This window comes from Rummeliibacillus sp. BSL5, assembly GCF_052928305.1.
This window is the reverse complement of the sequence record NZ_JAVGCV010000001.1, coordinates 1,229,279-1,247,506: the sequence shown is the minus strand read 5'-3', so window position 1 is coordinate 1,247,506 and position 18,228 is coordinate 1,229,279. Positions and strand designations below refer to the sequence as shown.

At 38.7% G+C, this 18,228-nt stretch carries 18 protein-coding genes; all 18 read left to right on the top strand.

Annotated elements, in window-relative coordinates:
- Nucleotides 1-16: 16 nt before the first annotated feature.
- The 18 genes from RCJ93_RS06385 (at nucleotide 17) to rimP (ending at nucleotide 18,225) form a co-directional block, all read left to right on the top strand.
- Nucleotides 17-463: a chemotaxis protein CheW gene (locus RCJ93_RS06385; protein ID WP_223823520.1), complete on the top strand. Its 447-nt coding sequence runs from the start codon at nucleotides 17-19 to the stop codon at nucleotides 461-463.
- 12 nt (nucleotides 464-475) lie between these two features.
- Nucleotides 476-1,108 (top strand): chemotaxis protein CheC, encoded by a 633-nt coding sequence (locus RCJ93_RS06380; RefSeq protein WP_066785654.1) that lies wholly within the window; start codon nucleotides 476-478, stop codon nucleotides 1,106-1,108.
- 1 nt (nucleotide 1,109) lies between these two features.
- Nucleotides 1,110-1,610, top strand: a complete 501-nt coding sequence (locus RCJ93_RS06375) for a chemotaxis protein CheD (RefSeq protein ID WP_066785660.1) — start codon at nucleotides 1,110-1,112, stop codon at nucleotides 1,608-1,610.
- Entirely contained in the window at nucleotides 1,610-1,942 is a 333-nt protein-coding gene (locus tag RCJ93_RS06370) for a hypothetical protein (RefSeq protein WP_446738637.1), read from the top strand. The genes RCJ93_RS06375 and RCJ93_RS06370 overlap by 1 nt, the downstream gene beginning before the upstream one ends.
- Nucleotides 1,943-2,025: 83 nt before the next feature.
- On the top strand, nucleotides 2,026-2,796 hold the full coding sequence (locus tag RCJ93_RS06365; RefSeq protein ID WP_150283916.1) for a FliA/WhiG family RNA polymerase sigma factor: 771 nt from the start codon (nucleotides 2,026-2,028) through the stop codon (nucleotides 2,794-2,796).
- Between the two features lie 18 nt (nucleotides 2,797-2,814).
- Complete coding sequence (locus RCJ93_RS06360; protein ID WP_066785668.1) at nucleotides 2,815-3,117, top strand: hypothetical protein; 303 nt, start codon at nucleotides 2,815-2,817, stop codon at nucleotides 3,115-3,117.
- A gap of 8 nt (nucleotides 3,118-3,125) precedes the next feature.
- Complete coding sequence (locus tag RCJ93_RS06355; RefSeq protein ID WP_446738636.1) at nucleotides 3,126-3,653, top strand: hypothetical protein; 528 nt, start codon at nucleotides 3,126-3,128, stop codon at nucleotides 3,651-3,653.
- A 152-nt stretch (nucleotides 3,654-3,805) separates the two neighbouring features.
- Nucleotides 3,806-4,528: a 30S ribosomal protein S2 gene (rpsB, locus tag RCJ93_RS06350; RefSeq protein ID WP_066785674.1), complete on the top strand. Its 723-nt coding sequence runs from the start codon at nucleotides 3,806-3,808 to the stop codon at nucleotides 4,526-4,528.
- Nucleotides 4,529-4,871: 343 nt separating this feature from the next.
- Nucleotides 4,872-5,759, top strand: coding sequence for a translation elongation factor Ts (tsf, locus tag RCJ93_RS06345; RefSeq protein ID WP_066785683.1), 888 nt, complete (start codon nucleotides 4,872-4,874; stop codon nucleotides 5,757-5,759).
- Nucleotides 5,760-5,832: 73 nt separating this feature from the next.
- Nucleotides 5,833-6,570 (top strand): UMP kinase, encoded by a 738-nt coding sequence (pyrH, locus tag RCJ93_RS06340; protein ID WP_066785685.1) that lies wholly within the window; start codon nucleotides 5,833-5,835, stop codon nucleotides 6,568-6,570.
- Nucleotides 6,570-7,127, top strand: coding sequence for a ribosome recycling factor (gene frr, locus RCJ93_RS06335; RefSeq protein WP_066785687.1), 558 nt, complete (start codon nucleotides 6,570-6,572; stop codon nucleotides 7,125-7,127). Before pyrH ends, frr begins: the two co-directional genes overlap by 1 nt.
- 242 nt (nucleotides 7,128-7,369) lie before the next feature.
- Nucleotides 7,370-8,155: an isoprenyl transferase gene (locus RCJ93_RS06330; RefSeq protein WP_066785689.1), complete on the top strand. Its 786-nt coding sequence runs from the start codon at nucleotides 7,370-7,372 to the stop codon at nucleotides 8,153-8,155.
- Between the two features lie 6 nt (nucleotides 8,156-8,161).
- On the top strand, nucleotides 8,162-8,956 hold the full coding sequence (locus RCJ93_RS06325) for a phosphatidate cytidylyltransferase (RefSeq protein ID WP_066785692.1): 795 nt from the start codon (nucleotides 8,162-8,164) through the stop codon (nucleotides 8,954-8,956).
- 13 nt (nucleotides 8,957-8,969) lie between these two features.
- Nucleotides 8,970-10,115 carry a 1-deoxy-D-xylulose-5-phosphate reductoisomerase gene (gene dxr, locus RCJ93_RS06320; RefSeq protein ID WP_150283918.1) on the top strand — a complete coding sequence of 382 codons (1,146 nt, stop codon included), beginning with the start codon at nucleotides 8,970-8,972 and terminating at the stop codon, nucleotides 10,113-10,115.
- A 38-nt stretch (nucleotides 10,116-10,153) separates the two neighbouring features.
- On the top strand, nucleotides 10,154-11,413 hold the full coding sequence (rseP, locus tag RCJ93_RS06315) for an RIP metalloprotease RseP (protein WP_066785698.1): 1,260 nt from the start codon (nucleotides 10,154-10,156) through the stop codon (nucleotides 11,411-11,413).
- A 61-nt stretch (nucleotides 11,414-11,474) separates the two neighbouring features.
- Nucleotides 11,475-13,181: a proline--tRNA ligase gene (locus tag RCJ93_RS06310; RefSeq protein WP_150283919.1), complete on the top strand. Its 1,707-nt coding sequence runs from the start codon at nucleotides 11,475-11,477 to the stop codon at nucleotides 13,179-13,181.
- 96 nt (nucleotides 13,182-13,277) lie between these two features.
- Nucleotides 13,278-17,612, top strand: coding sequence for a PolC-type DNA polymerase III (locus RCJ93_RS06305; RefSeq protein WP_446738635.1), 4,335 nt, complete (start codon nucleotides 13,278-13,280; stop codon nucleotides 17,610-17,612).
- A gap of 130 nt (nucleotides 17,613-17,742) precedes the next feature.
- Nucleotides 17,743-18,225 (top strand): ribosome maturation factor RimP, encoded by a 483-nt coding sequence (rimP, locus tag RCJ93_RS06300; RefSeq protein ID WP_066785707.1) that lies wholly within the window; start codon nucleotides 17,743-17,745, stop codon nucleotides 18,223-18,225.
- Nucleotides 18,226-18,228: the final 3 nt, after the last annotated feature.

Genomic DNA, 18,228 nt, shown 5'->3' with positions numbered 1-18,228 from the left:
AGGTTAGGTGAGCACTTTGGAAAAAGCAGTAGATATGGATAGTGTGAAAATTATTGTGTTTCAATTAGGGGAAAAAGAGTATGCCATTCCAGTGAACCAAGTGCAAGGCATTGAAAAAGCGATGCATATTACGCGCGTACCCAAAACGCCCAGCTACGTTAAAGGTGTCATTAATCTAAGAGGTGTGGTAACACCAATTATTGATTTGCGCGACCGGTTCAACGTGAAATCAACGGTAGAAAATGATGACACACGCATTATAATTATATCCCTAGATGATATGGAAGTAGGTTTTATTGTAGATGCTGCCAATGATGTGATGGATATCCCGACGAGTTCAATTGAACCTCAGCCTGAAGTGGTCGGCTCATTCGAGGAAGAATTTATATCAGGCGTAGCAAAGACAGATAAAAGGCTTCTTATTCTATTAAATTTAGAGAAAGTACTTCACACCTTAAAATAAGGGGGCATTTTCTTGTCTTTTAAAAATAATATTACCTCCGTTCATTTAGATGTATTGAAAGAGATTGGAAATATAGGAGCAGCGCATGCAGCTACTGCTCTTTCTAATTTATTGAATACAAAGATTGATATGAAAGTTCCATATGTTAAAATGGCTTCATTTAATGAAATTATGGAATTTGTTGGCGGTGCAGAAAGTGTTGTTGTAAGCATTTATCTTCGAATCGAAGGCGATGCAACCGGAGGGATGTTCTTCATCCTATCAGTTGAACAAGCCAACCATTTTATTCGTAAATTAATACACGATGACAAGTTTGACTTTCAAGATACAAATGTATCGGATATGGGCATTTCAGCTATGCAAGAGCTTGGCAACATATTATCAGGTTCTTATTTATCATCCTTATCTGATTTTACAGGGTTAAAGATTCAGCCTACCCCACCTGCGCTGACAGTAGATATGTTCGGTGCCATTATAAGTTATGGGTTAATTGAACTTTCGCAAATTGGCGACCATGCAATAGTCATTGATACGACGATTTTTGAAGAACATATGGAAGGCTCAGAATCCGTACATGGACATTTCTTTTTATTGCCGGATCCTGAATCTTTCGAAACAATCTTTAGTGCATTAGGGGTTTTGTAAAATGATAGAAAGCGTGAGCACCGTAATAAAAGTTGGAATTGCACAAATGGATATAGTCAAGTCGCCTCACACGATCCGCACATCAGGGCTAGGTTCATGCGTTGGCGTCGTTTTATACGATGAATTTAAGGGTATTGCTGGGTTAATCCATGTAATGTTGCCGGATTCATCCCTTTCACGAAGCGATTCTCTAAATGTAGCAAAATTCGCTGATACGGCAATACCAGCCATGCTTGAGCAGTTAAAAAGAGAGGGCGTTTATCCTTTTCGGTTAAAGGCCAAAATTGCAGGAGGCTCCCAAATGTTTCAATTCGCTACAAATAGAGAATCAATGCGAATCGGGCCAAGAAATGTAGAAGCAGTCAAACAACAACTGAAAAATTTCTCTATTCCTATTGTAGCTGAGGATACAGGCGGTAACAGCGGCAGAACGATTGAGTTTGATACAGCCAATTCATTATTGCAGATTCGCACAGTCAACCAAGGAGTGAAGGAAATTTAATGGCGGGTTCTATTTTTTACAATTGGTGGGCAGCACTAGCTGCTTTCACGATTTACTTTTTTTGCAACCTTCAATCGGGTGATACACCCACTCAAATTCTTATCCAAACATTTATCATTGCGTTAGTCGTTTTTGTTGCTTCTTTTCTTGTGCGTTATTTGATCGCTTTTGTTATGTACACACCAACTGAAATTGAACAAGAAGAAAATCCAAGCGATGAACATATTGAAGTCAATGAAGATATGGAAAAAGCTAATCTAGAAGTAAATACAGAAAGCCAAGCAGAGGAGCTGGCGAAAGCCGTGAAGACTATGATGGCGCAAGATGAATAATATTAAAAAGGGAGCATATAATTTGGCTCCCTTTTATAGTAAGTATTTGATATAATATGGTTAAATATTAGGGGGGATACGAAATGCAAACAACCACACAAGAAGAACAGAAACTTTGGCAAAACTGGGTAGCAACACGCGATCCTCATGCAGGTGATCTACTAATAAAAAAATATACACCCCTCGTTTCGTATCATGTACAGCGAATAGGTACAAATCTACCAAAGAATATCTCAAAAGATGAATTAACGAGTCTTGGAATGATGGGGTTGTTTGATGCACTTAATAAATTTGATATTAACAGAGATTTAAAGTTTGATACATATGCCTCTTTTCGTGTTCGTGGCGCGATTATCGACGGCCTACGAAAAGAAGATTGGCTTCCACGCTCTGCGAGGGAAAAGTCTAAAAAAATGGAGCTGCAAATTGAGGCAATGGAGCAACAATTAGGGCGCCATGTTACCCCTGAGGAAGTTGCAGAGCAATTAAATATAAATGTTGATGATGTGTATCAGACGATGCAAGAACATTTTATGTCTAATATATTGTCAATTGACGAACATAACACAGACCAAGATGATACTGAGATAAAGTCTTTTGCGATCAGGGACCATCTTACAAAAACACCTGAAGAGGAAGCTGTACGAACAGAACTTTTACAGGATTTAGTTGAAAGTATTTTAAAATTAAATGAAAAAGAACAGCAAGTCCTTAGCTTATTTTACACAGAGGAATTGACACTTACTGAAATTGGGGAAATGCTTCATCTCTCCACTTCCCGCATTTCACAAATCCATTCAAAAGCAATCTTTAAGTTGCGCAAAATATTATCTGGAGAAATGCCAAATGAATAGCCGATAGGGGACAGAAGGATGAGTTTAAAATTTGTTGAGTTGCAAATAGCCTTGCCTAAAACCTTTGAAGCGGGCAAAGTATCGGAACAACACCAGCAGCAAGCCCTGTTAGGACAGGAATTAGCAAGCAGAGCACATCAAAAACAAGAAGCTAGAAAGAGGACATCTGTCTCAGAATCCAGTCCAACTGGAAAAGCTAAAAAGGAAGCTGTCGCTCATAGAACTGAGTCTGCCTCCCAGGAAAATAATGAAAAAAATAGCGCTAAGGTCAATGATTTAACGCATCCTTTTGCAGGACATTTAGTAGATTTTAAAGGGTAGGTAAAAATATGGTAATAGGTATAGTCTTTTTGTTTATCACTCAAGTTTTAAGCTTTTATTTTATTGCATTGCTTTATGTCAAAATTTCTCGTTTAAGAGATATAGAAACTCATCAGACAAAAGTGAGAGATGAATTGGAGGCTTCCCTTGGTGCTTATTTAGCGGAGATAAGAGATGAGAATGACCGTCTCATTGCAGAGTTGGCAACCAAAACACATCAAACGTTTGAAAACAGTACGAGCATTGAAAAAGAAGCTCAGAAGAAGGAACACCCTCTAGTAGAAGAAAGTAACTTCAATAACTTTAAAATGCCACGGAATAGCGTGGCAAAGGCCTACCAAAAAAATACTAAAAAAAATACGCCAAAAGCAACTTTTCAAGATCATTTGGCCGTAAACATGCAACAGCCCAAACCATTAACAATGGAAGAAACGGTAAAAGAATATTATCGTAACGGGAAGTCTGTGGATGAAATTGCAAAGCTCCTTCAAAAAGGAAAAACTGAAGTAGAGTTGCTTTTAAAGTTTGGGCAATAATATTTCTTGCAGAATACCAGGTGATATGATATATTATCAAATGGTGTTACATTACACACGTATTCTGATATAGGAGAAGGTGCTCGAATCTCGAGTTGCTCTTATAAAGGACGAATGCGGCGGACAAAAAAACCATATCAGGAGGAACTATCATGTCAGTAATTTCAATGAAACAATTACTAGAAGCTGGTGTACATTTCGGTCACCAAACACGTCGTTGGAACCCAAAAATGAAAAAATATATTTTTGTGGAACGTAACGGAATTTATATTATCGACTTACAAAAAACAGTTAAAAAATTAGAAGAGGCTTACGACTTCATGCGCCAAGTTGGCGAAGACGGCGGTAAAGTACTTTTCGTTGGTACTAAAAAACAAGCTCAAGAAGCAATTAAAGAAGAAGCAGAACGTTCAGGTAACTACTATATCAACCAACGTTGGTTAGGTGGTACTCTTACAAACTTCGGTACAATCCAAAAACGTGTTGCACGTTTGAAAGAGATCGAAAGAATGGAAGAGGACGGAACTTTTGAAGTTCTTCCTAAAAAAGAAGTTGTTCAACTTAAAAAACAACACGAACGCCTTGTTAAATTCTTAGGTGGTATCCGTGACATGCACGCTCTACCTGACGTTATGTTTGTTGTAGATCCTCGTAAAGAACGTATTGCAGTAGCGGAAGCTCGCAAATTAAACATTCCGTTAGTAGCAATGGTTGATACAAACTGTGACCCAGATGAAATCGACTACGTTATTCCTTCAAATGACGATGCGATCCGTGCTGTAAAATTAATTACTTCAAAAATGGCAGATGCTTTAATCGAGTCTAAACAAGGCGAAGAAGAAGCAGTTCCAGCTGAAGAGGTTGCAGCTGAGTAATTTCTGATTAAAAAACAGGTGATAAGCGGCTAAACCCTCTTATCACCTTTTTTTGAGAATAATAAAAATAAAGTGGAGCTTTGCTTGCTTTATAAACCAATGAACGCCTAATAGAAAACGGTCGTTACTTTTTTGGTAAGGGTACCAATCTATTAAAGCAGAAAGTTGGTTTAATGCTAATTATTGGGGTATTCTTAAATAAACACACAGTGTACTGATGTCTCTTTATTTGCTGGATTATATAATTTAAGGAAATATTGCATTAGCATCTACACCGGACGTTGGACTTAAGTTCCCTATATAGCTGGAATAATTCATGTGAATTTATAAGGAGGAATTTTCAATGGCAGAAGTAACTGCAAAAATGGTTAAAGAATTACGCGAAAAAACTGGTGCTGGTATGATGGATTGTAAAAAAGCATTAGTAAAAGTAGATGGAGATATGGAAGCGGCAATCGACTTCTTACGTGAAAAAGGTCTTTCTTCGGCTGCTAAAAAAGCAGATCGTATCGCAGCAGAAGGTACAACTTACATCGAAGTAAAAGGCAATGACGCTGTACTTTTAGAAGTAAATGCTGAAACAGACTTTGTTGCTAAAAACGAAGGATTCCAAAAATTAGTTAAAGAATTAGCGGATCACTTATTAGCTGCAAAACCAGCTACTCTAGAAGAAGCTATGGATTCAAAAATGGAAAACGGTGCAACTGTTGCTGAACATATTTCCCAAGCAATAGCTACTATCGGTGAAAAAATCACTCTTCGTCGCTTTACAGTTGCTTCAAAAACAGATGCAGATGCATTCGGCGCTTACTTACACATGGGCGGACGTATCGGTGTGTTAGCTGTTCTTGAAGGTACTACTGATGAAAACGTAGGAAGAGATGTTGCAATGCATATTGCTGCATTAAATCCAAAATACATCGCTCATGATCAAGTTTCTGAAGAAGAAATCGCTCATGAACGCAAAGTATTAACTGAACAAGCACTTAACGAAGGTAAACCTGAAAACATCGTAGCAAAAATGGTTGAAGGCCGTCTTCGTAAATACTTCGAAGAAATTTGCGTACTTGACCAAGCATTCGTTAAAAACCCAGATCAAAAAGTGGGCGACTACATCAAATCTGCTGGCGCTACTTTAACTTCTTTCGTGCGCTATGAAGTTGGCGAAGGAATTGAAAAACGCGAAGACAACTTTGCAGAAGAAGTAATGAGCCAAGTAAAAGGCAAATAATATATTCGTATGAATAGCAAAAAAGCAGGGAGCACATCTTTTTCGTGTTCCCTCTTTTTCAAGAAAAAGCATGATGGAGGTTCCAAAGAGTATGCAGCAGTACAAAAGAGTAGTCATTAAACTTAGCGGAGAAGCGCTTGCCGGAGAAGAAGGATTTGGCTTATCTCCTAAAATCGTCAAATCAGTTGCAGAGCAAGTGAAAGATGTAGTAGAGCTTGGAGTAGAAGTAGCATTAGTAGTAGGTGGCGGAAATATTTGGAGAGGCAAAATTGGTGCTGAAATGGGCATGGAGCGGGCAAATGCTGATTATATGGGCATGTTGGCCACTGTAATGAATGCTTTAGCATTGCAAGATTCACTTGAAAATCTAGATGTACCTACTCGCGTACAATCATCAATTGTTATGACGCAAGTTGCTGAACCTTATATTCGCAGAAAAGCAGTTCGCCATTTAGAAAAGAAACGTGTTGTCATTTTTGCAGCAGGAACAGGAAATCCTTATTTCTCTACTGATACTACTGCAGCTTTACGTGCAGCTGAGATTAATGCAGATGTCATTTTAATGGCTAAAAATAATGTAGATGGCGTATACTCTGCAGATCCAAGAATAGATACAGAAGCAGTGAAATATGAACAACTAACATACTTAGAAGTTATTCAGCAAGGACTACAAGTAATGGATTCAACAGCATCCACTCTTTGTATGGATAATGATATCCCACTTATTGTGTTCTCTATTACAGAAAACGGTAATATTAAGCGCGCTGTGTTGGGAGAAAACATTGGAACAATCGTGAGGAGGAACCCATAATGTCGAAGGAAGTTTTGGCGAAAGCTGAAGAGAGAATGGACAAAGCAATACAAGCATTTAGCCGCGCACTAGCAACAATTCGTGCAGGCCGTGCAAATGCTTCTTTACTAGACCATGTAAATGTAGAATACTACGGTGCTGCAACACCTATTAATCAGCTTGCTGGCGTCTCTGTGCCAGAAGCACGCCTTCTAGTAATCCAACCATACGATAAATCTGTACTAGGCGAAATTGAAAAAGCTTTATTGAAGTCTGACATTGGCATTACACCAACTAACGATGGTAACGTCATCCGTCTTTCAATTCCTGCTTTAACAGAGGAACGCCGTAAAGATCTTGTGAAATTAGTAAAAAAAGAAGGCGAAGATGCGAAAGTTGCTATTCGTAATGTACGCCGCGATGCAAACGACGATTGCAAAAAACTAGAAAAAAGTGGCGAAATTACTGAAGACGATTTGCGTGGATATTCTGAGGATATCCAAAAATTGACTGATGCTAATATTGAAAAAGTAGATCAAATTGCTAAAGAAAAAGAAAGCGAAATCCTATCCGTTTAATCATAGAACCTTGTCTTTTTCAAGGCGTCCTATAACTCAGGGACGTCTTTTTTGTTTTACATGCTCCTTATGAAGAAAGCGCATTTAAGTGATACATAGCTTTCCCTAAAACCTATCCATTTAGATTGGCTCTAAGTTTTAGGCTAAGCATCTTTTTTGTTTAGATTAAGGAAATTAATTGTTATTTTTGGTATGATAGAGGAAGTATACGTTCCGATTTGTAAGTTAGTGGAGGATTCTAAATGTTAGATAAATTCGGATGGAAGAAAACTGAAAAAAAAGACCTGTCATTGCAAGCGCAAATGGAACTGATTCAAATGCAAGAGGTGCCAAAGCATATCGCGATTATAATGGATGGTAATGGTCGCTGGGCAAAAAGCCGGGCTTTACCACGCTTTATCGGGCATCGTGAAGGCATGCATAATGTACGTGTGATTACAAAAGCTGCGAACGCCATTGGGGTTGGAGCGATTACACTATATGCTTTTTCTACAGAGAATTGGAAAAGACCATCAACTGAGGTAGATTTCTTAATGCGTTTACCTGAAGAATTTTTGGCTGACTTCCTGCCCGAGTTAATGGAGTTAAATATTCGGGTTGAAATGATTGGCGAAATGGATGGGTTGCCTTCGCATACAAGTCGAGCTGTGCAAAATGCAATGGATAAAACGAAAGATAATACAGGCATGGTGCTTAATTTTGCATTTAATTATGGTAGCCGCAGGGAAATGGTTCTTGCAGTACAAAAGATCGCAAGCCTTGTACAGCAAGGTGATCTTAACATGGCATCAATAACTGAAGAAACAATTTCTGAACAATTAATGACGTCAAGTATTGGAGATCCAGATTTACTAATACGTACAAGCGGTGAATACCGAGTAAGTAACTTTTTATTATGGCAACTCGCATATACGGAGTTCTTTTTTTCTGATATACACTGGCCAGAGTTTAAAGCGGAGCATTTGTACAGTGCAATAATTGATTACCAAAAACGCAATCGCCGTTACGGGGGATTGAAAGGAGAATAATGAAAGTTGAAACAGCGGATTATCACAGCAATTATTGCTGCGCTTTTATTTATTCCATTCGTGGTATACGGAAATTTGCCGTTCACACTATTAGTGTATGTGATGGCAGCGATTGGATTATATGAAGTTTTAAAAATGAGAGGAATAGCTTTACTGTCAGTTCCCGGCATTATTACGTTACTGCTACTATTTGTAGTCTTAATGCCGAAACAATGGAGCTTAGAACTACAAGAAGCTACTTCTTTTTCGCAAATGGAATACATGTTTATAGCAGCAATTCTATTGCTGATTTATACTGTCTTTGTAAAAAATAGTTTTACTTTTGATGATGTAGGATTCTTGGTAATCAGTGCATTGTATGTAGGGATTGGCTTTCATTACTTCATTACTGCAAGGGTGGAAGGATTGGCATTTGTTGTTTATGCATTGGTCATCGTGTGGACAACGGATTCTGGCGCCTATTTTGTCGGAAGAAAATTAGGCAAACGTAAATTATGGCCGGAAATTTCACCGAATAAGACTGTTGAAGGCTTTTTGGGTGGCATTGTGGTTGCAGTCATTGCAGCTTTAATATTCCAGGCAATTGTAAAGCTAGATTATTCATATGTCACAATTATACTTGTTTCCATTGTTGCGTCCATATTTGGCCAGTTAGGGGATTTAGTAGAATCCGCTATTAAACGGCATTATGACGTGAAGGATTCCGGTAAAATCCTTCCTGGACACGGTGGCATTTTGGATCGTTTTGATAGTATCTTATTTGTTTTGCCACTGCTTTATTTTTTACACTTTATTGGTTAAGGGTGATTAGTAGATGAAACGTATCAGTTTATTAGGCGCAACAGGCTCAATTGGATTACAAACATTAGACATTGTGAGGGAACATCCTGATCAATTTTCAATTGTAGCTTTTGCTGCTGGTAAAAATATCGAGCTTACAAAGGAAATAATAAAAGAGTTTAAGCCTAAGTTGGTATCTGTTCAACTAGAGGAAGATGCACAAAAACTTGCAAAAGAATTTCTAGACTCAGAATTCACGTATGGTGCTCAAGGGTTAATAGATGTAGCTACATATACTGACAGCGATATACTATTGAATGCTGTCTTAGGCAGTATTGGACTAGAAGCTACTTTGGCAGCGATCCAGCAAAGAAAAATGATTGCAATTGCGAATAAAGAGACACTTGTCACAGCAGGACATTTGGTCATGAGTGAAGCTAAGAAATACGGTGCACCGATTTTGCCAGTAGATAGTGAGCACTCAGCACTTTGGCAATCAATGCAGGGTGAAAATCCAAAAACTGTCTCAAGACTTATCTTAACGGCTTCTGGCGGTAGTTTTAGAGATCAAACACGTGATGAATTGGCGAATGTTACAGTTAAAGAAGCTCTAAATCATCCAAATTGGTCTATGGGAGCAAAAATTACAATTGATTCTGCTACATTGATGAATAAAGGTTTGGAAGTCATTGAAGCAGCGGTGTTGTATGATATGCCATACGATAAAATTGACGTATTAATCCATCGAGAAAGCATTATTCACTCGATGGTTGAATATCATGATACAAGTGTGATGGCACAGTTAGGTACACCGGACATGCGTACACCAATCCAATATGCTTTAAGTTATCCAGATAGGTTGCCGCGCTCTAATGCTGAAAGGCTGGATTTAGCGAAAATTTCTCAACTGCACTTTGAAAATGTTGACTTAAAGCGTTTCCGCTGCCTTGATTTTGCTTATCAAGCAGGTCGGATGGGAGGCTCTATTTTAACGGTTATGAACGCTGCGAACGAAGCAGCAGTGGGTGCCTTCTTACAAGGAAAGATCAAGTTTCTTGAAATAGAAGACATCATCGACAGAATGATGAACCAACATGAGAATATTAGCAACCCAGATTTAGAAACTATTTTACAAGTAGATAAAGAAACGAGAAAAACGATTCAAACCATGCTAAAATAGCAATAGTAATTTTATAATGCATAAAAAGGTGGGATTACATGCAATCAATCATTGCATTTATTGTGGTATTCGGTTCCATCGTGTTTTTCCATGAACTTGGTCATTTCATCTTCGCAAAGCGTTCAGGCATATTAGTGCGTGAGTTTGCAATTGGTTTTGGTCCTAAAATAATTGGGATCAATAAAGGCGAGACATTATATACTGTTCGTCTATTGCCAATGGGTGGTTATGTCCGTATGGCGGGAGACGATGCAGATGTCATTGAATTGCAACCAGGTTATCGTATTGGAATGCTTCTAAACAACCAAAACGAAGTAACTAAAATCGTTTTAAATCAAAACAAACAATTGCCGGACATGCTATTTTTAGAAGTAGAAAAGGCAGACCTTCAAAAAGAATTATGGGTAGAAGGTTATGACGAAGATGAAAAACTTGTCCGTTACCATATTGCCCGAAATGCAGTAATTGAAGAGAATGGCAGCGAGCTGATCATTGCTCCATACGACCGCCAGTTTAATTCAAAATCGGTCGGCAAACGTGCGATGACTATTTTTGCAGGTCCGTTGTTTAATTTTATTTTATCTGTTTTCATTTTTATCATTATTGCTTTTATTACAGGTGTACCGACATATGAACCTGTAATAGCGGGTGTTGTAAAAGACAGCCCAGCAGCTGTAGCAGGGATGCAAAAGGGAGATGTTGTGACATCCATTGATGGCAAATCAATCGATTCATGGCAAGAACTTTCAGATGCCATCCAAAAAAATCCAAAGAAGGATCTAACGTTGGATGTAACACGTGGAGATTCTCATAAAACTCTTACAGTGACGCCAGAAAAGAAAGATATTGAAGGACAGTCAATCGGTCAAATTGGCGTACAATATCAAAGCCCTGTCGAAAAGAATCCAGTCAAAGCATTATTGTTTGGATTCACTGAGACCTACCACTGGATTATCAAAATATTTACGATACTAGGTGCCTTAATAACTGGCGGTTTTACGATTGATGCCTTGTCGGGTCCTGTGGGTATCTATAAGGCAACCGAAGAAGTGGCTAAATATGGTGTTGTCAATATTATGAATTGGGCTGCAGTATTAAGTATTAACTTAGGAATTATGAACTTGCTTCCACTACCTGCTCTAGATGGAGGACGCTTACTATTCTTCGGATTTGAAGCATTACGGGGCAAGCCTGTCGATCGTCAAAAAGAGGGCATGGTTCATTTCGTAGGGATCGTTTTATTAATGATTCTTATGATTGCTGTAACTTGGAATGATATTCAACGCTTTTTCTTTTAGCGTATTAAATAGAGCTTCAATATAATAAACAATTAAACAGAGCTCAAAGTGAGGTTAAATCATGAAACAAAGTAAAACATTTATACCAACTTTGCGCGAAATACCTGCTGATGCTGACGCCTTGTCGCATCAGCTCTTATTACGTGCGGGTTTTATCCGTCAACATGCGAGTGGAGTATATTCATATCTGCCACTAGGTTTTAAAGTGTTGCAAAAAATAGAGGAAATAGTTCGTGAAGAAATGAATGAAGCTGGCGCTGTTGAATTGTTATTGCCATCCTTGCAACAAGCTGAGTTATGGCAAGAATCCGGTCGCTGGGATGCTTATGGACCAGAGCTTATGCGTTTAACTGATCGTCACGAACGACCTTTCGCTTTAGGGCCAACACATGAAGAGGTAATTACTTCATTAGTACGTGATGAAATAAATTCTTATAAGAAGCTGCCATTGACTTTATATCAAATTCAAACAAAATTCCGGGATGAAAAGCGCCCACGTTTTGGATTACTGCGCGGTCGAGAATTTATCATGAAGGATGCATACTCCTTCCATTCAACTGAAGAAAGCCTTGATGAAACCTACCAGGATATGGTGAAAGCTTATACAAACATTTTCACTCGTTTAGGATTGAACTTCCGTGCTGTAATAGCTGACTCCGGATCAATTGGTGGTACGGACACACATGAATTTATGGTGCTGTCTGAAATAGGAGAAGATACGATCGCATATTCAGATGAAACTGATTACGCGGCAAATATAGAAATGGCAGAGGTGAATGTTGAATACACGCATTCAGATGAAGAGATGGGTACACTTGAAAAAGTGGAAACGCCAGATCAAAGAACAATAGAAGAAGTAGCAAACTATTTAGAAGTTTCACAGGAGCAATGTATTAAAACACTTGTTTTTAATGTTGATGATGAGTTAATAGTGGTTCTTTCCCGTGGAGATCATGAGATTAATGAAATAAAATTAAAACATGCACTAAATGCAGAGTCAGTGGAACTAGCTGAGGAACAAGCTGTATTTGAATTATTAAATTGTCATGTGGGATCACTTGGACCTGTGAAACTGCCGGTCAACGTGAAAGTAATAGCCGACCATGGAATTAAATCAATTCGCAATGGTGTTTGCGGTGCAAACGAAGATGGCTTCCATTACAAAAATGTGAACCCAGGAAGAGATTTTGCTATTGACCATTTTGAGGATATCCGTTTTATCCAAGTAGGTGACCCTACACCTGATGGACAAGGAACAATCAAATTTGCTGAAGGTATTGAAGTAGGGCATGTCTTTAAATTAGGTACAAAATACAGTGATGCAATGAATGCTGGCTTTTTAGACGAGAATGGACGTAAGCAACCATTTATCATGGGTTGTTATGGAATCGGTGTTTCTAGATTACTAGCAGCAGTTGCAGAGCAATTCCAAGATAACTATGGCTTTATGTGGCCGAAACAAATTGCGCCATATGATATACATCTCATCTCAGTTAATGAAAAAGATGAAGCGCAAAAAACATTAACAGATGATCTTTATAAATTGCTTCGTTCTTATCGTTATGATGTATTATATGACGACCGAAAAGAACGAGCTGGCGTTAAATTTGCGGATGCGGATTTAATTGGCTTGCCTGTGCGTGTCACAGTAGGCAAAAAAGCTTCTGAGGGTATCGTTGAAGTGAAATTCCGCCAATCTGGTGAAACGTTTGAATGGGCAAAAGAAGAATTGGTGGATCGTTTGAACAACTTCTTTCATGCCGAATAGTAGTATGTGACTTGCGTTTTAGGGAGAAAGTACAATTTGTACTTTCTTTTCTTTGTTTCAAAGAGAGTTAATAAAATTTAACAAAGAGGTGAAATGATGGCTAACGAACAGGATGCAAGACAAAGATTTCAATTGCTCTTGCAACAAATCAATATGACGGAAGATGTGGTTATGCCATTTTTTGAATCAGCTGAGCTAGAACGCTTAACTGTGCATAAAAAAGACAAAGTTTGGCGTTTTTCAATAAAGCTTCCGCATATACTGCCGTTTCAACTGCTACGCGATTTCCAAATGCGTTTAAAACAAGCTTTTTCATCTATCGCAGATATTCAGATAACCATTGAAGCAACAAACCAACAGTTAACACAAGATTTAATTTCTGATTATTGGTTGATGATTGTAGAAGAAATAGACGAAATGTCTCCTCCGCTTCGTGAAGGTCTTGCGAAGCAGATCCCAGAATGGAATGGACAGAAGATTATGCTCAATTGTCAGCATGAGTTTCAATTAATGACATTGAAGTCAAAATATGCAGATGTATTATCCATGACCTATAAACAGTATGGGTTTCCTCATATGGCCGTTGATTTTCAGTTAGTCGAATCAACTGAGGACTTGGCAGAACAGCAACGCCAGTTCCTAGAACAACGGCAGCAAGAAGAGATAGCTTTTGCAAAAAAAGCTGTTATGGATATGCAAAAACGTGAGAAAGAGCGTCAGCATAATCCTGAGGGAGTGGATTTATCCGATAGACCATTCCAACTAGGCGTTCCTATTAAGCATGATGAACCGATTATGGACATTCATCAGATACAAGATGAAGAACGGCGTGTAGTAATCGAAGGATATGTATTTGATGCGGAGGTCAAAGAATTAAGAAGTGGACGATCACTTCTTACATTGAAAATGACTGATTACACAGATTCTATCTTAGTCAAGATGTTCTCTCGCGATAAAGAAGATGCAGCCTTGATGCAATGTGCAAAAAAAGGAATGTGGCTAAAAGTACGCGGCTCTGTGCAAAACGACACATTTGTCAGAGATTTAATCGTCATGGCCCAGGATATGGTAGAGATTAAACCCGTTTTGAAGAAGGACCAGGCAAAAGAAGGCGAAAAACGTGTTGAGCTTCATCTACATACGCCAATGAGCCAGATGGATGCAGTATCTTCAGTAGATGCTCTTGTCGGTCAAGCTGCAAAGTGGGGGCATGAAGCGATTGCCATTACCGATCATGCAATCGTCCAATCTTTCCCTGATGCCTATAATGCTGGGAAAAAACATGGGATAAAGATTATCTATGGATTAGAGGCAAATTTAGTAGATGATGGCGTACCTATAGCATATGATGAACAACATCGTCTACTAGAAGACGACACTTATGTTGTTTTTGACGTAGAAACAACCGGTTTGTCTGCAGCATATGACACTATCATTGAGCTGGCAGCAGTAAAAATCCGAAATGGTGAAGTAATAGACAAGTTTGAAAGCTTTGCGAACCCTCATCATCCACTGTCAACAACAACAATAGAGTTAACAGGTATTACGGATGATATGGTCAGAAACGCTCCAGAAGTGACTGATATGATTAAAGAGTTCCATGCTTTTATCGGTGACACCATAGTAGTAGCACATAATGCATCTTTTGATATAGGCTTTCTATATGAAGCTTATAAGAAAGCGGGCGTTGATGAGTTTCATCACCCTGTAATCGATACATTAGAGCTGGCCCGTTTCTTGCATCCTGAGCTTAAGAACCACCGTTTAAATACATTGTGTAAAAAATTTGGCATTGAATTAACACAGCACCACCGCGCTATTTATGATACAGAAGCAACGGGATATCTATTACTTCATTTATTAAAAGAAGCAGATGCAAAAGGCATCACATATCATGATGATTTTAATAAATATATCGGTGAAGGAGATTCTTACAAAAGGGCACGTCCAACACATTGTACACTCCTCGCTGTTGATAACGACGGTTTGAAAAATTTATTTAAACTTGTCAGCGAATCGCATGTCAATACATTTTATCGTGTACCACGAATCAAGCGGTCGTCGCTTCAACGGTTGCGGAAAGGTTTACTAGTAGGTAGTGCCTGCGATAAGGGTGAGTTTTTTACAGCTGTCATGCAAAAGTCTATGGAAGAAGCGATGGCAGTAGCGAAGTTTTATGACTATTTAGAAGTCCATCCAAAAGGAGTATATTCTCCGCTTATCGAAGCAGAGTTAATACGAGATGAATGGAATTTAGAAGATATTATACGAAAAATCGTTAAAATCGGTAAAAAATTAGGCAAACCTGTAGTTGTAACAGGAAACGTTCATTATTTGACTGAAAATGATGCGATTTTCCGACAAGTTCTCGTTCGTTCTCAAGGTGGAGCTAACCCACTAAATCGCTATAAATTGCCAGCAGTTCATTTTAGAACTACAGATGAAATGCTAGAAGACTTTGCTTTTTTGGGAGCAGATGTGGCAAAAGAGATTGTCGTAACCAACTCCCAAAAAATCGCCAATATGATTGGTGATGTTGTGCCAGTTAAAGATGAGCTATACACACCAAAAATTGAAGGTGCTGACCAGACAGTACGTGAAATGACGTATAAAATGGCTCATCAAATATATGGTGAAACGCTACCGGAAATAGTTGAAGCCAGATTAGAAAAAGAATTAGGTTCTATCATTGGCCATGGCTTTGCGGTTATCTATTTAATTTCACATAAGCTGGTAAAAAAATCATTGATTGATGGCTATTTAGTGGGCTCCCGGGGCTCCGTAGGCTCTTCGCTTGTAGCGGCTATGATGGAGATTACAGAAGTAAATGCATTGCCTCCACACTATATTTGCCCGAACTGTAAGCAATCAGAATTCTTTAACGATGGCTCTGTTGGCTCAGGATTTGACTTGCCGAACAAAGATTGCCCGTCATGCGGAACTCCCTATAAAAAGGATGGACACGACATACCTTTCGAAACATTCCTTGGGTTTAAAGGGGATAAGGTGCCTGATATTGACTTGAACTTTAGTGGTCATTATCAACCCCGGGCACATAACTATACTAAAATATTGTTTGGAGAAGATTATGCATATCGTGCCGGAACTATTGGTACAGTTGCCGAGAAAACGGCTTATGGCTATGTAAAAGGCTACGCATCAGACAACAATTTAAATTTTAGAGGTGCAGAAGTGGATCGGCTTGTCCAAGGATGCACAGGCGTCAAAAGAACAACCGGTCAACACCCAGGCGGCATTATAGTCGTACCTAACTATATGGATATCTTTGATTTTTCACCATTCCAATATCCTGCTGATGCGCAAGATTCTGAATGGAAAACAACTCATTTTGATTTCCACTCTATTCATGATAATATACTGAAACTGGATATTTTGGGACACGATGATCCGACTGTTATCCGTATGCTACTTGATTTAACAGGAATTGATCCAAAATCTATTCCGACAGATGATCCTGAAGTAATGAAAATATTTACAGGTCCAGAATCGTTAGGCATTACGCCCGAGCAAATTAACTGTAAAACCGGTACATTGGGCATTCCAGAGTTTGGTACGCGATTTGTACGGCAAATGTTAGAAGAAACGAAACCGTCTACGTTCTCTGAGCTTGTTCAAATTTCCGGGTTATCACACGGGACAGATGTATGGCTCGGGAATGCAAGTGAGCTAATAGAAAATGGTACTTGTGTGTTATCGGAAGTAATCGGCTGCCGAGATGACATCATGGTGTATTTAATTTACCAAGGACTAGAACCATCGTTAGCATTTAAAATTATGGAGAGTGTGCGTAAAGGGAAAGGGCTAACAGAAGACATGGAAGCAGCAATGCGGAAAGAAAGTGTTCCGGAGTGGTACATTGATTCATGTAAAAAGATAAAATATATGTTCCCTAAAGCGCATGCTGCCGCATATGTATTAATGGCTGTTAGAATTGCCTATTTTAAAGTTCATTTCCCGATTGTATACTATTGTGCATATTTCTCAGTCCGTGCAGACGATTTCGATTTAATCGCTATGGTCAATGGTTCACAAATGATAAAATCACGCATTGAAGAAATCGAAAGCAAAGGTTTGGATGCTTCTCCAAAAGAGAAAAACTTGTTGACTGTTTTAGAACTAGCGCTTGAAATGTGCGAAAGAGGTATGGCGTTCCAGAAGGTAGATTTATACAAATCAAAGGCAACGGAGTTTGTTATAGAAGGCCAGACGTTAATTCCGCCATTTAATGCTATTCCAGGCTTAGGGAATAACGTGGCATATGCTATTGTCAAGGCAAGAGAAGATGGTGAATTTCTTTCAAAAGAAGATTTACAAATTCGAGGTCGTGTTTCCAAGACATTGATTGAGTATATGGATAAATTGGGCTGCTTAGAAGGAATGCCAGATGCCAACCAGCTGTCCCTCTTCTAGCCCTAGTTGCATTCAAGGTGCGATTGTGTTATAATTTAGACAATTATTTGTTGATAGAACGACAGCAAAAGAGTGGGATATCCCGCTCTTTTCTCTTGTTATGACAACAAACTTTAGTCAGGAGGATTGTATGAGCAAGGTTACAACAGAAGTGGAACAATTAGTAACACCAATAGTAGAAAGCCTGAACCTTGAATTAGTCGAGATTGAATTTGTGAAAGAAGGCAGAGAATGGTTTCTACGCGTTTATGTGGATACTCCTGAAGGAAGCATAGATATAGAACAATGCGCACAAGTAAGCGAATTGTTGAGTGAGAAACTGGATGAAGTGGACCCGATTGAACAAAATTACTTTTTGGAAGTTTCCTCACCAGGAGCGGAACGTCCATTAAAAAAAGAAGCGGATTTTGTAAAAGCAGTTAATCAGTTTGTGCATATAAAATCATATGAGCCGATTAATGGCATGAAGGAATTTGAAGGTTATCTAGAATCTTACACAGATGAAGGCGCTGAGCTTGCAGTAAAAATTAAAACTAGAAAAATAAAAGTTCTCATACCGAAAGATAAAATTGCCAAAGCCCGTTTAGCAATTGACTTTTCAGCAGAACGTTAACTT

What these genes read in the sequence shown, in the direction of transcription:
- RCJ93_RS06375 (WP_066785660.1), top strand. Translation starts at nt 1,110, where the DNA reads ATGATAGAAAGCGTGAGCACCGTAATAAAAGTTGGAATTGCACAAATG.
- RCJ93_RS06370 (WP_446738637.1), top strand. Translation starts at nt 1,610, where the DNA reads ATGGCGGGTTCTATTTTTTACAATTGGTGGGCAGCACTAGCTGCTTTC.
- RCJ93_RS06365 (WP_150283916.1), top strand. Translation starts at nt 2,026, where the DNA reads ATGCAAACAACCACACAAGAAGAACAGAAACTTTGGCAAAACTGGGTA.
- RCJ93_RS06360 (WP_066785668.1), top strand. Translation starts at nt 2,815, where the DNA reads ATGAGTTTAAAATTTGTTGAGTTGCAAATAGCCTTGCCTAAAACCTTT.
- RCJ93_RS06355 (WP_446738636.1), top strand. Translation starts at nt 3,126, where the DNA reads ATGGTAATAGGTATAGTCTTTTTGTTTATCACTCAAGTTTTAAGCTTT.
- rpsB (WP_066785674.1), top strand. Translation starts at nt 3,806, where the DNA reads ATGTCAGTAATTTCAATGAAACAATTACTAGAAGCTGGTGTACATTTC.
- tsf (WP_066785683.1), top strand. Translation starts at nt 4,872, where the DNA reads ATGGCAGAAGTAACTGCAAAAATGGTTAAAGAATTACGCGAAAAAACT.
- pyrH (WP_066785685.1), top strand. Translation starts at nt 5,833, where the DNA reads ATGGAGGTTCCAAAGAGTATGCAGCAGTACAAAAGAGTAGTCATTAAA.
- frr (WP_066785687.1), top strand. Translation starts at nt 6,570, where the DNA reads ATGTCGAAGGAAGTTTTGGCGAAAGCTGAAGAGAGAATGGACAAAGCA.
- RCJ93_RS06330 (WP_066785689.1), top strand. Translation starts at nt 7,370, where the DNA reads ATGTTAGATAAATTCGGATGGAAGAAAACTGAAAAAAAAGACCTGTCA.
- dxr (WP_150283918.1), top strand. Translation starts at nt 8,970, where the DNA reads ATGAAACGTATCAGTTTATTAGGCGCAACAGGCTCAATTGGATTACAA.
- rseP (WP_066785698.1), top strand. Translation starts at nt 10,154, where the DNA reads ATGCAATCAATCATTGCATTTATTGTGGTATTCGGTTCCATCGTGTTT.
- RCJ93_RS06310 (WP_150283919.1), top strand. Translation starts at nt 11,475, where the DNA reads ATGAAACAAAGTAAAACATTTATACCAACTTTGCGCGAAATACCTGCT.
- RCJ93_RS06305 (WP_446738635.1), top strand. Translation starts at nt 13,278, where the DNA reads ATGGCTAACGAACAGGATGCAAGACAAAGATTTCAATTGCTCTTGCAA.
- rimP (WP_066785707.1), top strand. Translation starts at nt 17,743, where the DNA reads ATGAGCAAGGTTACAACAGAAGTGGAACAATTAGTAACACCAATAGTA.